The 12,728-nt window shown below is 57.6% G+C and carries 14 protein-coding genes; 3 read left to right on the forward strand and 11 right to left on the reverse strand.

Annotation, left to right across the window (positions count from 1 at the left end):
• Positions 1-178 precede the first annotated feature (178 nt).
• From ACR0DL_RS02635 to ACR0DL_RS02655, 5 genes are all read right to left on the reverse strand, one after another.
• Entirely contained in the window at positions 179-847 is a 669-nt protein-coding gene (locus tag ACR0DL_RS02635) for a Crp/Fnr family transcriptional regulator (RefSeq protein ID WP_170348298.1), read from the reverse strand.
• 140 nt (positions 848-987) lie between these two features.
• Positions 988-1,593 carry an inner membrane-spanning protein YciB gene (locus ACR0DL_RS02640; protein ID WP_170357834.1) on the reverse strand — a complete coding sequence of 202 codons (606 nt, stop codon included), beginning with the start codon at positions 1,591-1,593 and terminating at the stop codon, positions 988-990.
• A gap of 16 nt (positions 1,594-1,609) precedes the next feature.
• Positions 1,610-2,512: an EamA family transporter gene (locus ACR0DL_RS02645; RefSeq protein ID WP_480687440.1), complete on the reverse strand. Its 903-nt coding sequence runs from the start codon at positions 2,510-2,512 to the stop codon at positions 1,610-1,612.
• A gap of 86 nt (positions 2,513-2,598) precedes the next feature.
• On the reverse strand, positions 2,599-3,762 hold the full coding sequence (gene ftsY, locus ACR0DL_RS02650) for a signal recognition particle-docking protein FtsY (protein ID WP_480687442.1): 1,164 nt from the start codon (positions 3,760-3,762) through the stop codon (positions 2,599-2,601).
• Between the two features lie 58 nt (positions 3,763-3,820).
• A complete protein-coding gene (locus ACR0DL_RS02655; protein WP_480687444.1) occupies positions 3,821-4,459 on the reverse strand; it encodes a lysoplasmalogenase in 639 nt (212 codons plus the stop codon).
• Between the two features lie 124 nt (positions 4,460-4,583).
• On the opposite strand from ACR0DL_RS02655, the gene ACR0DL_RS02660 reads away from it, so the two are divergent.
• Entirely contained in the window at positions 4,584-4,979 is a 396-nt protein-coding gene (locus ACR0DL_RS02660) for a hypothetical protein (protein ID WP_170348303.1), read from the forward strand.
• A gap of 7 nt (positions 4,980-4,986) precedes the next feature.
• Here the strand turns inward: ACR0DL_RS02660 and xseA are convergent, their stop codons facing one another.
• Positions 4,987-6,480, reverse strand: coding sequence for an exodeoxyribonuclease VII large subunit (gene xseA / locus ACR0DL_RS02665; RefSeq protein WP_170374772.1), 1,494 nt, complete (start codon positions 6,478-6,480; stop codon positions 4,987-4,989).
• A 75-nt stretch (positions 6,481-6,555) separates the two neighbouring features.
• On the opposite strand from xseA, the gene purD reads away from it, so the two are divergent.
• Positions 6,556-7,818: a phosphoribosylamine--glycine ligase gene (gene purD / locus ACR0DL_RS02670; protein ID WP_480687446.1), complete on the forward strand. Its 1,263-nt coding sequence runs from the start codon at positions 6,556-6,558 to the stop codon at positions 7,816-7,818.
• A gap of 92 nt (positions 7,819-7,910) precedes the next feature.
• Here purD and ACR0DL_RS02675 read toward each other — a convergent pair whose 3' ends face one another.
• Both ACR0DL_RS02675 and ACR0DL_RS02680 read right to left on the reverse strand, forming a co-directional pair.
• A complete protein-coding gene (locus ACR0DL_RS02675; RefSeq protein ID WP_480687448.1) occupies positions 7,911-8,699 on the reverse strand; it encodes an FG-GAP repeat domain-containing protein in 789 nt (262 codons plus the stop codon).
• Positions 8,699-9,022, reverse strand: a complete 324-nt coding sequence (locus ACR0DL_RS02680) for a 2Fe-2S iron-sulfur cluster-binding protein (RefSeq protein ID WP_226688603.1) — start codon at positions 9,020-9,022, stop codon at positions 8,699-8,701. Before ACR0DL_RS02680 ends, ACR0DL_RS02675 begins: the two co-directional genes overlap by 1 nt.
• 127 nt (positions 9,023-9,149) lie before the next feature.
• Here ACR0DL_RS02680 and ACR0DL_RS02685 point away from each other — a divergent pair, with 127 nt between their 5' ends.
• Positions 9,150-9,521, forward strand: coding sequence for an OB-fold nucleic acid binding domain-containing protein (locus ACR0DL_RS02685; protein WP_170348308.1), 372 nt, complete (start codon positions 9,150-9,152; stop codon positions 9,519-9,521).
• Between the two features lie 4 nt (positions 9,522-9,525).
• Here the strand turns inward: ACR0DL_RS02685 and ACR0DL_RS02690 are convergent, their stop codons facing one another.
• The 3 genes from ACR0DL_RS02690 to ACR0DL_RS02700 all read right to left on the reverse strand — a co-directional run bounded on the left by ACR0DL_RS02690 (position 9,526) and on the right by ACR0DL_RS02700 (position 12,643).
• Entirely contained in the window at positions 9,526-10,260 is a 735-nt protein-coding gene (locus ACR0DL_RS02690; protein ID WP_254428434.1) for an extensin-like domain-containing protein, read from the reverse strand.
• Positions 10,261-10,631: 371 nt separating this feature from the next.
• Positions 10,632-11,816, reverse strand: coding sequence for a formylglycine-generating enzyme family protein (locus ACR0DL_RS02695; protein ID WP_480687450.1), 1,185 nt, complete (start codon positions 11,814-11,816; stop codon positions 10,632-10,634).
• Positions 11,817-11,944: 128 nt separating this feature from the next.
• Positions 11,945-12,643: a glutathione S-transferase N-terminal domain-containing protein gene (locus tag ACR0DL_RS02700; RefSeq protein WP_170374797.1), complete on the reverse strand. Its 699-nt coding sequence runs from the start codon at positions 12,641-12,643 to the stop codon at positions 11,945-11,947.
• Between the last annotated feature and the right edge of the window lie 85 nt (positions 12,644-12,728).

A 12,728-nucleotide genomic window follows, 5' to 3' on the forward strand; every position in this document is an offset into this window, starting at 1 on the left:
GGCTTTTTTGCGTTTTTGGGGACAGAAAAAAGGTGAGCCACACGCCGGGGAGGCGCATGGCTCTGATACAGGGAGAGGTCAGTGGACAGATATCGGGGATGATTCTCTGACCTCCTACGGTAACAACTAAGAGATTAGTCTTGATGTTGTAAAAGGTCTGTGAAGCAGGTCACAGGGGTCAGATCAGGTCGGATTCTGCCAGTTCTCGCAGGGCCTGGAAATCCTGAATCATCAACCCGCCACGCGAAGCTTCGACCACGTTGTCGCGTTTCCAGGTCGAGATCGTCTTGGACACCGCCTCGCGCGTGGCGCCAACGAATTCGGCAAGTTCGCTTTGCGACAGGGTGATCCGGGTCGAAGGGTCATCCTGAAGTCCGGACAGGTGTAACAGCTTGCGGGCCAACCGGATTGGCATCGGCAGGAACACCTGCTCATTCAGCTGCGACCCCATCCACCGCATGCGCAGACCGGCCAATCGGATCAAGTCAACCGCCAGATCGGGGTGCTGGCGAATTTGCTCCATCACATCCCCCTGCCGGACACGCAGAATGCGCGAGGATTCTGCCGCGGCGATGGTGGCTGTGCGAGGGCCGCTGTCGAACAGTGCAATCTCTCCGAACACCTCACCAGGGCGCATAAGGGTCAGCGACAGCTTGCGGCCGCTCATGGCCAGAAAGGACACCTCAAGCGTACCCTCGAGAATGGCGTACAATGCGTCACCCTCGTCACCCTGTTCAAACAGGACGTCACCACGTTCCAGTGCGATTTCAGTCGCCTGGGCGGAAAGCATGGCTTTCAACCCGTCGGATGCCTCGGACAGGAAGCCGCTGTCTGGGAAAGCCGTCATGAGTTCCAGATTCTCCGGCTGTGAGTGTTTTGGTGGTGACACAACTTTCCACAGCTTCGGCGTTAAGCCAAGGATTTTGTCGGCATCGGCCGACAAACTATCGCAAACGTATGAGGCGAACGCCTTCCCAACCGGTTCATCTACTGGTGGTCGGGGTCATCCATATAGCTTTGCAGCAGATTGAATTGCAGCATCAGAAACACCATCAGCGCTATGGGAAAGCCGAATGTTTCGATCTTGACCCAAAGGTCGGTGGACATCGTCCGCCAGACAAATTCGTTGGCCACCGCCAGAACCGCGAAACAACCGCAGAGTCGCCGGGTCAGGATCATCCAACCCTCGTGGCGCATCGGCAGCATCTCGTCCAGGACATAGGCGAGGTAGGATTTGCCCTGCAGCAGACCTATGCCAAGCATGATTGAAAAGAAGCCGTAGACCAGCGTGGTTTTCATTTTGAAAAACCGCTCGTCATTGAACCAGGCGGTCAGGCCGCCAAAGAAGATGACCATGAATGCGGTGAAAATCTGTATCCGGCTGAGCTTACCGGTCAGGAACCAAAGAACCCCCATCGCGGCCAGCATCAGCGGCACGAAAAGGATGGTGGCTATGATAAAACCGGAATACTCGATGCCGCCGATCAGGAAGCTGTCGTCGCGCAGGCGTAGGTAGATGAAGAAAAAAGCCAGAGGAGGCCCAAGCTCCAGCACTTGTTTCAGAAACGGGTTGATCTCTTTTTTGCCTGACATAGTGGTTTCCTGCTGCTTACCCGCCCATTTCAACTATTACGGCGCCGAGTGCAATCAATGCCATCAGTGCAATCCGCCGTGGCCCCACGGTTTCCTTCAACACCAGCCATCCGATCAGGGCCGCAAAGACGGTTGAGGTTTCACGTAGGACTGCCGCTTCGCCGACCTTGTCGAGCCTTGTGGCCAGCATGATGGCTCCGAAAGACATTGGGGCGATAATGCCGCCTGCAAGGCCGCGCAGCATCAAAGGCCCAATGGTAGGCCGATTTATCATCGCGCGCCATCTCAGAAAGGCATAGATCGGCATGGTCGCACCGTCGATCATGAAGAACCAGGCCAGAAAGGTGAACGGATCGGCAGTGGCGCGGATGCCATAGGCGTCATAGGTGGTGTAAAGCGCCACGAACAAGCCGGTCGAAACGGCCAATACCAGCGCTATGCCCAGCGTGTCGCGGTTGGTTTCGAGAAACCGAAAGTTATAGGCGGCCAATCCAAAGATACCGGCCAGCAGAACAGCCACGCCGAACCACTGGGTGCCGGTGAAGGTTTCTCCGAACAGCAGGTAGGCACCGATGACGGTGAACAGGGGGCCTGTGCCGCGGACAACCGGGTAGACGACGGTGTAAGAGCCCTTGGTATAGGCCATCGCCTGCAGAACTTTGTAGGCGACATGGATCAGCCAGACGGTGGCAAAGATTGGCCACATATAGGGTTCAGGCCACGGTACTACATAAAAAGCGAACGGGGCGGCCATCAGGCAATAGCTAGCGTCGATCGCACCGCGTGATAGCCATGGATCGTGGCGGCCTTTTTGCAGGGCGCCGAACACTGCGTGCAGAAAGGCGGCCATCAAAGCAAGCCCCAGGGCAAGTTGATGGCCTGCTTCCGTGCCTTCGAGAGAGATCAGCCAGTCGCTCAAGTGTCAGATCATTTCACTAGGAGGGGGCGGGGATTTTTCATCCCCAGCCCCCCCCGAGGGTATTAGAGGCCAGATAAAGCTGCGGTTCAGGACTGATCCAGACCAGTGAGCGCGGCGGCGAATTCTTCGGGGTCGAAAGCGGCGAGGTCATCAATCTGCTCTCCGACGCCGATGGCGTGAATGGGCAGGCCGAACTTGTCAGCCAGTGCGACCAGAACGCCGCCCTTGGCCGTGCCGTCCAGTTTGGTCATCACCAGGCCCGAGACATCGGCTAGATTGCGGAAAGTTTCCACCTGACTCAGCGCGTTCTGACCGGTCGTGGCGTCCAGCACCAGCAAAGTGTTGTGCGGCGCGGTTTCGTCTTTCTTGCGGATAACACGGACGATCTTGGCCAGTTCTTCCATCAGGTCGGCGCGGTTTTGCAGCCGACCGGCGGTGTCGATCATCAGCAAGTCGGCACCGTCCTCTTGCGCCTTGGTCAGCGCGTCGAAGGCAAGGCTGGCCGGATCGGACCCTTCAGGGGCGGTCAGGACGGGCACGCCCGCGCGTTCGCCCCAGACTTGCAGCTGTTCGACAGCGGCAGCGCGGAAGGTATCTCCCGCAGCGATCACGACCTTTTTGCCGGCAGCTTTGAACTGGCTGGCCAGTTTGCCGATCGTTGTGGTTTTACCTGAGCCGTTCACGCCGACGACCAGCACCACTTGCGGACGTTTGGCATAGATAGGCAGGGGTTTGGCGACTGGCTCCATTACGCGGGCCACTTCCTGCGCCAAAAGCTGTTTGATTTCCTGGGTCGAGAGTTTGCGGCCAAAGCGTCCTTCGGCCATGTTGGCGGTGACACGTAAGGCAGTATCTACGCCCATATCCGAGGCGATCAGCAGCTCTTCGAGCTGTTCCAGCATGTCGTCGTCCAGCGTACGGCGCACGGCGGTTTTGGCCTCGCTGCGACCGAACAATCGACCCAACACGCCTTTGGAAGGTGTCACCTCGGGGGGCGGGGGGGCAGGCGTCGGATCAACAGGCGCGGGCTCGGGTACCTCAACCGGTTGCGGCGCTGGCGTAGGTTCGGGCACCTCTGGGACTGGTTGGGGAACTTCCGGTACGGGTTCCGGCTGCGGCTCGGGGTCCGGGATGATCGGGTCGGGTGCGACCGTTTCCTCGCCCCCATCTTCAACAATGGCCTCAAGCCCCTGTTCGAGGCGGGACGAGGATTTGAACAACTTGTCCTTGAGCTTTGAGAAAAACGCCATTTTTGGTCTCCGCAGGTGTTCCCCTCACCTAATGCGGATTTGCGGCAGTTGCAAAGGGTCAGAGGAACGCAATCAGCAGACCCGCCTGAGCACCCCAATAAAGTGGCCAGACCAGATAAGGCGTGATCTTCAGGGCGGGGTGGCCCTTGGGCAGCAGGAACTTCTCGGTTGCCAAGATAAGATCCGAGGCAATGAAGGCCAGAGCTGCAGGCAAGGCCCATCTCAGGGCGCCGGTTTCGGGCAGGGTCAGTACGGCGATGCCCATCCCCAGAATGATCGGAATATAGCCCAGAACAGGACCTTTAAGGTCCCCGGCCCGTGGGGACAATAGGGTGGCGGCGACAATGCCCAGAATGATAAGGGACCAGAAATATCCAGGCTGGTCGAAAATCAGGGCAAGATTGCTTGAAGGATGAGTGAGAAACAGGGCGATGTAGGCAAGGTGACCTGCGGCAAAGGCCCCAATCCCGGCCATGAAAGTGCTGTCAGTTTCGCGCGACAGCAGCGCGTCGCCAATGGCGCACAATAAGAGGGCGACCACCAGAAGAAGCGGACCTGCACCCAACAAGGCAGTCACGGCCAGCAGTGCGACGGATGCAGTTTTCAACACGGATCGCAATGTGCTGGCCGGACGCGGCGACAGCGGCAGGTAGGCCAAAGCACAAGCAGCCGCGAGCCAGAACAGTACAGTTGTCATAGATACCTCTCCGTTTCCGGCAGCTTGTGACGGGTTGTTGATTCACCTCAACCGTGACGTTGAGGCAGGGATCCTGCGGAAATGGTGATTGGCGCCGGACAATTGCTTCTGACACAATGTGGCTATGCTCAGATATCTTGTGATTCTTCTTCTGCTGCCCGCGTATTCAGCGACGGCTCAATCAGCCCTGTCGGGTGCGGATTTTGACGACTACACGCGGGGGAAAACCCTGTTCTACGGTTTTCAGGGGCAGGTATATGGCGTTGAGCGGTACTTGCCCAATCGCCGCGTCATCTGGTCGTTTCTGGATGGCGATTGCAAGCATGGCGTCTGGTACGAAAAGGATGCCCAGATCTGTTTCATCTACGAAGACCGTCTGGACCCACAATGCTGGGTGTTCACCCGATCAGGGGGTGGTCTGATCGCGCAATTCGAAGGCGACCCGGAAGAAACCGAGCTTTATGAGGCCGAGGATGTCGACGAAGAGATGATCTGCTATGGACCGGATGTTGGTGTCTGAGATCGGTTCAGAACAATGAACCCTGATCTGGCGCGTCTTTTTTGGGTGTTTTTTTCGTAGCTGATCGTGGGGCAGCTGTTTGACCGGTGGTCAGTACGCCATCGGCGAACTCTATCTCAAGTGAGCCATGCTTTGCAGCCTGAGCTTTTGTCGTGACAACCTGATCCTCGGCGCGGACCACGGCATAACCCCGTTGCAACGTTGCCTTGTAGCTGAGCGTTTCGCGTAGGCGGTCGGTCGCGTCCAGCTGTTGTCGCATCCGGTCCAGTCGCGTTGTCTGGGCTGCGTTCATACGCTCGGCCAACCGGGTGATGGACTGGCGCTGTATCTCGATTTCACGCTGAATGGGACGCAAGGACAGGCGTGACGACAGATTTCGCACGGCTTCTTGTCGGCTTGAAACAAGGTTGCGCAAGGTCGAAGGGCGCAAATGGGAGGAAAGTTTAACCACTTGTAGGCGGCGGTTCTGCACACCGCGCTCAAGCGCCGGGGTCAGGCGATCTGCAATCAAATCAAGCCGTTGACGCGGGGTATTCAACAAGCTGTCCGGTCGCGGTAGCGCACGCGATAGGTCGCGCAGACGCTGCAACCGCCGTTGGACCGCATCGGTTGCGGCACGCGACAGACGTGCGCCTTGTTCGCCGGTCCAGGCCAGCAGCTCTATCCGTACAGGTACGGCCAGTTCGGCGGCGGCGGTCGGGGTGGGCGCGCGACGGTCTGAGACGTAGTCAATCAGCGTCGTGTCCGTCTCGTGCCCCACGGCCGAGATCAGCGGGATATCTGATCCTGCAGCGGCGCGTGCCACGATTTCCTCATTAAAGCCCCACAGGTCTTCGATCGATCCGCCGCCTCGGGCGACGATGATCAGGTCGGGGCGCGGCAGAGCCCCGCCGGGTGTTAATTTGTTGAACCCGTTGATCGCATTTGCAACTTCGGGGGCACAGTTCGACCCCTGCACAGCGACTGGCCAGATCAGAACCTTACGCGGGAACCGATCCCGCAGGCGGTGCAGTATGTCCCGGATCACCGCCCCTGAGGGAGAGGTCACAACACCGATGACCTGTGGCAGATAGGGCAGCGGTTTTTTACGCTCGGGGGCAAACAGCCCTTCGGCCTCAAGCTGTTTCTTGCGTTTCTCCAGCAACGCCATCAGCGCGCCTTGTCCGGCAACGGCGACCTCATCGACGTTCAAGTTGTATTTCGACTGCGCGCCAAATGCGGTCAGTCGACCGGTGACCACAACCTCCAACCCTTCTTCGGGGACAACGGACAAGCCCGAGATCTGGCCTTTCCATGTGGTGCAGGCCAGCACATTCCGGTCATCCTTGATGTCGTAATAGAGATGACCCGAGCGCGCCTTGAACACGCGCCCGACCTCGCCGCGCACACGGATTCGGCCGAACGTGCCTTCTAGCGTGCGTTTCACCTCGCCCGAGATGTCCGAGACAGTGTATTCAGGGGTGTTTTGGCCGGGAATGGGGTCGTCAAGCAGGTCGGACATTTCAGCGCCTTGTGTCAAATGCCCGGCCAGCTTAGAACGCGCGCAAGGCGAGGCCAAGCAGATCGGAGAGCATTCATGAATATCCTCATTCTCGGCAGTGGTGGGCGGGAACACAGCCTGGCTTGGGCGGTGATGCAGAACCCCAAATGTGACCGTCTGATCGTGGCGCCGGGAAATGCCGGGATCGCGCAGATCGCGGATTGTGCCGCGCTGGATATTGAGAACGGTGGGGACGTCGTTAGCTTTGCTGAGGAAAACGCGATTGACTTCGTAATTGTAGGCCCCGAGGCACCCTTGGCTGCCGGCGTGGCGGATCGCCTGCGCGAAGCAGGCGTGCTGGTTTTTGGGCCTTCTGCGGCGGCAGCCCAGTTGGAGGCGTCGAAAGGTTTTACCAAGGAAATCTGTGATGCGTCGGGCGCACCGACCGCAGCCTATGCGAGGTTTACCGAGGCTGAACCAGCCAAAGCCTATATTCGCGAACAGGGGGCTCCGATTGTCGTCAAGGCCGACGGATTGGCCGCAGGCAAGGGCGTGATCGTGGCGATGGATGACCAAACCGCTTTGGACGCCATCGACGACATGTTCGGCGGTGCTTTTGGCGGGGCAGGGGCCGAGGTTGTCATCGAAGAGTTCATGGATGGAGAAGAGGCGTCACTTTTCGTGCTGTGCGATGGCGAGAACATCCTGTCCGTCGGCACCGCACAAGACCACAAGCGCGTGGGCGAGGGTGATACCGGACTGAATACTGGCGGTATGGGCGCCTATTCACCGGCACCGGTTCTGAGTGCTGAGATCGAAGAACGCGCGATGGAAGAGATTGTCAAGCCCACCGTGGCTGAAATGAAGCGTCGTGGTATGCCGTTTCAGGGCGTCCTTTATGCTGGTCTGATGATCAAGGACGGTCAGCCTCGGTTGGTAGAATACAATGTGCGCTTTGGTGATCCCGAGTGTCAGGTTCTTATGATGCGCCTGGGTGCGCAGGCGATGGACCTGATGCATGCCGCTGCCGAGGGCCGGTTGGGCGAGGCGCGGGTGAACTGGGCGGATGATCATGCCCTGACCGTGGTGATGGCGGCGAATGGATATCCGGGTGCGTACGAAAAGGGGAGTGTGATCAATGGTCTGGAGGGCCTTCCCGAGGATAGCGGGAATATGGTGTTCCACGCCGGAACCAAGGCTTCGGAGGGTCAGATCGTGGCCTCTGGCGGTCGCGTGCTGAATGTCACTGCCCGTGGAGGCACGTTGCAAGAGGCACGGGACCGGGCCTATGCGGCGGTCGACGGGATTGACTGGCCTGATGGGTTCTACCGTCGCGACATCGGCTGGCGGGCGCTCTGATCCAAAACGCTCCCGCGTCCTGACGCTGCATCAAAGATGCACCGCCAAAGGCCTTGGGCCGGGCAGCCCGCTGGCGCGGGCTGCGGTCGGTTCTATTTTGGACAGGCCAGTGCCCCTTTCATTGCGGATGGGGTAAAGGGCAACAGTTCCCGTTTTTTCCAGCCATCATCGTAGTTGACGCTGACAATGCTGCTCCAGTCAGCGTTGACCACAATAATTTCACGGTTTCCTCCGCATTTGCGAATGCCACCGGTGATGAAGTCCTCTCCAATCTGGTGATTGGTCAGACCGGGTAGGGTTGCGATCTCGGTCAGTGCGCTGTTCTGGAATCGCCAAATGCGCAGGGTTTTGGCTAGATGCGGGCGGTCGATGTAAGCAATCTCGACTAGCCCGTCACCATCCAGATCTGCAGCGCCAATTGGAGCGAGCCAGCGAAAGCGGGTCCCAATGTGGGGCGTGGCTGCGATCTTTTCTCCGCGTGCATCATAGATTGCGAGTTGTGCACCGGCATGGACGTTGGACTCCACGACGATCACTTCGTTTGATCCATCTAGATTGATATCGACTAGACGGGGACTGAGGTCTTCAAAGACGCGATCAAGCGGCAACTTGATGGTCAGAACCGAGCGTTTGTATACCGGCTGGATGAAGAGCGTTTTAGTTGACGTATTCGAAATTTTGAGTTCAAGCGCGCCATATTCGATGTCGTCGCCCAGTACGCCGTGGGCATAGCGTGTCGTTGGCTCAGTGAAGCGGGCGCTTGTGATGGTGTCTGCAGCTGCTGGTCCCATCCCCGTCAGCCACACACTCAACGCCAGCACCGCGCCGCGTGCCCGATGTTGCCACAGACGGGCGGGCAGACGCGGCGCTTTGGAAAGCATCAGATCTGCTTTTCGGGCATCTGTACCACCAGACCGTCCAACTCATCCGTGACCTTGATCTGGCAGGTCAGGCGCGAACGGGCCGGGTCGGGCTCATAGGCAAAATCCAGCATGTCTTCTTCCATGTCATCTTTGCCTGGGACTTTCTCGACCCAGTCGGGGTGGATGTAGACGTGGCAGGTCGAGCAGGCGCACGCGCCGCCGCAGTCGGCCTCGATGCCGGGGATGTTGTTGTCGCGGGCCCCTTCCATAACTGTCAGCCCGTTGGCGACCTCGACTGTATGTTCGGTACCGCCATGCTCGACATAGGTGATCTTTGCCATTGCGTGCGTCTTCCTTTTTCGGTTGTCGAATTCTTCCTTAGTGAAGGCGTTTAGGTCTTTCCAGTACCATTTGCGACTCAACACGCCGTGTCTGGACTTTCCTGCAGTTTGTTCTATTTTTGTTCTCATGCTTGTTGCCCCTGTTCATCCTGCGGTTTCAAACCGGAACTGGCCGCGCCCGCCGACCTGTTTGCCAGCCAACCGGCTGGACGACCCGCCCGAAGGCGCGCGCGTGGCTGTCGCCGGGCTGGTGATTCTGCGGCAGAGACCGGGGACAGCCAAGGGGGTGATCTTTGTCACGCTTGAGGATGAGACCGGTATCGTGAACGTGGTCGTCTGGCGGAAAATCTACGAACAATTCCGCCGCGCGGTGATTTCCGGGCGCCTGTTGCGGGTCACGGGCCGGATGCAGCGGGCGCATTCGGTGACCCATGTGATCGCGGAAGAGATCGAGGATATCTCATCCATGCTGGATGTATTGGTACGGGGGGAGGGTTAGGCCTCTAGCGACAAACAGATCCGCTGCGGCGGCGCGCTGTGTCAAAATGGAAATGCCCTTTGTGATAGCGGTCGGCGTCCGGACCCAGAACTGTGCCGAACAGACCGCAAGCACCTGCATGAAGCTCACGCATGGCGTCGCTTGTATCTTCAGCTGTCCACCCGTCGCGTACCGTGATCACAGTGCCATCCATGAGTACGAAAGATGAGATATCAATCGCGCGACCGCGGGCGTGTTCCGACATTCGCGCGCGCGGCTGATTGTTCTGTGTCTTGCACGCATAATGGCCGGCCAGACGAATTCCTTTCAAACCGCCACCCTGATCCGCAAAGGTCGGTTTGGCCGTGTTCTCCAGCCAAGTCTTGAGCGTGATGGCGGTTTCGCAATCCATCAGCGCCAATTGGCTGAGAAAGACATCAGACACCACGCGGATACGCACGGGATCGGCAATGCCGCATCCCCTGTACTTTCCTCTAAAGGGTTTTCGGCTCTCGCCGAGAATGGTCCAGTCACCACACACCGCACCGCGATCGCGCATCCGTTCGCGGCCAACCTCGATCTGACGGAATTTGCAGGGTCGCAGTCGCGGTCTGGGGGATACAGTCAGTTCGCGCTTGGCGGGGGCTGCGACGGCGTCTTCCTCCAACAGGACGTCCAATTCAGCGGACGGGTCATAGGCCACCAGTTCATGCGGTTGAGCCTGCGCAGGCTCCTCGCAATCTGGCGCGGCACTCGCCATACCTACGCATAAAAAAAACAGAGGGGTTAAAACTCGCATAAAACAACTCGTTCATTTTCCGGCCCGACCAATGGTCGCCTGACCAGCCTCAAAGCAGGTGTCGCGGCGTGGACCAGTCTGGGCTTTGCAAAATCCTTTTCCTATTCAAAGCCAGAGTATAGCAGGGATTTCTCATCGCTTGAACAAATTGCTCTGTGCTGGCTTTCCCTTGTTGCCTCAGCGCATGTCGAAATGCTGTGCGCATTTGGTGCCCAATTTAAACGCAGAGATGTTGAGGATATCTCGCGGAGCTGGATGTAATGGTGCAGGCGGGGGATAGGTCTGCAATGCGGACAAAGCGGATACTGAATCGGGCGTCTCCAAAGTCAGATTTATTGCTCCGGGGTTAAGTCGCGGACGACACGAAACCCATTCCAAGGCGACCAGTGATCACTTGGAATGGCAACACGCCAGGCAGGTCGCGCTCCTTCAACATGCGTAGCATACACACCTCCCTTAACCGAACGCTTGCAGTCTGGGCGATCCTCGTCGGCTGCCAAGTATTGACTGGTCGATTTTAGGCCGCGATGCGGTCCTTCTCCACAGGAACTTGTGAATTCACCGGCGTTACCGGACATATGCCGGAGCCCCCAATCATTTGCAGCATCGAGATTGTCTACCGGCAAAAGCTCTCTGGCACTTCCAAAATCAAGTTTCCAAACACGTTCACCATCCACATCTTCGAAGCGGTAGTTTAGAAAATTGGCCTGTTCTAATGTCAGAGTGTCGCCTTGCGCATACCTAGTTGTTGTGCCAGCCCGTGCTGCATATTCCCATTCCGCTTCGGTCGGAACCCTGTAGACATTTGCCCCCACCTTTTTGTTGAGCCACGACGTGTAATCAAGCATCTCATAATAAGTCATGCCAGTCATTGGGCTGCGTGGATGGGTTGCATGTGGTCCCTTGGGAAGGCGATACCTAACGCGTGTATCTGGATTTGGAGTACAATCCACGGCGCTCTCACACGAAGAATATTTATTGCGCGGAAGGTCCTTTTGTCCCATCTCGCAGCCACCGTCTTCAACGCAAGCAGCCCATTCTTCGCGCGTAACTTCGTTGCGTCCCATAGCGATAGGCAGATCAATAGTAACCTGATGGCGGGGTACTTCGTGCAGAAACGGATTGACAGAATACTGGGGGTCATCCTGTTGGACGACGTTTCCACTTGCATAGTATTGCCTTAGACCCTCTTCGGGCCGATCTGGATCGATGCCAAGGTTGGTAAACGACTGTCTGAGCTTCAATTCGTAGTCAGATGGGTCGAGTTTCGTGGTTAAATAGGTATTTATGGTTAAATATCCCCTTAACTGCGCAGCATTTGCCTCACGGACAGTTGAGCCCATTTGAAATTCACCCAGCGGTAGAACGATCATCTCGGGGCAAACATTACAGTCTTGAAAAACGTCGAGGGCTTTCACCCTTTCGCCATTCTCGGTGACATATACTTCTTCAGCAGATGCAACGTCTCCAAACATTAAAAGAATTATCAGCCCCAAGAGAGCAAGTGCGTTACACATCAAATGTTCCAAAAATTAGGTCAAGTTGTTCTGCGCATACGATAATTGGGGTGCGCTTCAAAGCCGACATTCTCTTTTTTGAAGCATATGTTGCTATGGGCTCAGAGCAGACACTGGATTGATGTGTTTTATCGCTTAAACAAGGTCTCTTGCGACTGCTTGTCACGATTATCTCCACGCAATTCGGCATGCAGTGCGCGACCGGCTTGGACGCCGGGACGGGCACTGACCGTCTCCAGCCAGCGGGTAAAGTGCGGCTTGTCCTCTAACACCTGCTGCTGGCCTTCCCATAGGCTGGCCCAGCCCCAGATTGACATGTCGGCAATGGAATAGAAGTCGCCCGCGACATATTCGTTGTCGGCCAGCCGTCGATCCAGCACACCGTACAAACGCCCGACCTCGGTACGGTAGCGGTCTTTTGCATAGGGCAGGTCCTGCGGTGGGTCCATGTAGGGTGCGTATTTCAGGAAGTGATGCGCCTGACCGGCCATCGGGCCAACGCCGCCCATCTGCCACATCAGCCATTCTTCGACCGCGATCCGGTCACGCTCTGTATTGCCATAAAACCGCCCGGTCTTGCGGGCCAGATACATCAGGATTGCCCCGCTTTCGAACACGGAAACCGGCGCACCGTCGGGCCCGTCAGGGTCAAAGATTGCAGGCATACGGTTGTTGGGCGAAATCTTCAGGAACTCGGGGTCGAACTGATCGCCCTTGCCGATGTTGATCAGATGCGTGGAATAGGGCAACTCCATCTCTTCTAACGCGATGGATACTTTCCACCCGTTGGGGGTAGGCCAAAAATACAGATCAATCGGGTCCGCCATGTGCCCTCCTTTTGTTGAAAGGATCATGCGGGTTTCTGACGGGGCGGCAAGGGCCGATTACGCAACCGTGACCGGGGGAACGCCG

This window comes from Ruegeria sp. BB5, assembly GCF_056539405.1.